The sequence below is a fragment of the Paraburkholderia sp. SIMBA_027 genome, assembly GCF_046535315.1.
Lineage (GTDB): Bacteria > Pseudomonadota > Gammaproteobacteria > Burkholderiales > Burkholderiaceae > Paraburkholderia > Paraburkholderia tropica.
In genome coordinates, this window is the sequence record NZ_JAWRWY010000149.1 from 1 (window position 1) to 398 (window position 398).

Annotated in this window: 1 protein-coding gene; it reads left to right on the forward strand. The window is 62.8% G+C overall.

What is annotated here, in order from left to right; translation table 11 throughout:
- Nucleotides 1-398 (forward strand): MATE family efflux transporter (locus tag SB764_RS38535; RefSeq protein WP_410866539.1); only part of this gene is annotated, 398 nt, incomplete at both ends.

The following is a 398-nucleotide window of genomic DNA, read 5'->3' on the forward strand; positions in this document are numbered from 1 at the left end:
GCCGTCATTCCGATGGTGGCGCAGGCCTATGGGCGTGGCGATATCGTCACGGTGCGCCGCTCGATGCGCATGGGTCTCTGGGTCGTTACCGCCTATTGGCTGGTCATGCAGCCAGCCTTCTTCTATGCCGAGGAAATCCTGCTGGCGGCCGGGCAGAAGCCCGAGGTCGCCAAGCTCGCACATGGCTATATCCTGATCGGCCATTTCGCCGTACTGCCGGGCCTGCTCTACAATGTCATGCGGGCGCTGGTGAGCGCCATCGGCAAGGCGGCCGTGGTGCTCAATGTCACGATCGCCATGCTGGTGCTGAACGCGATCTTTGCCTACATCCTGGTGCTCGGCCATTTCGGCTTTCCGGCGATGGGTCTGGAAGGCGCGGCGATCGTTTCCGTTGCCGT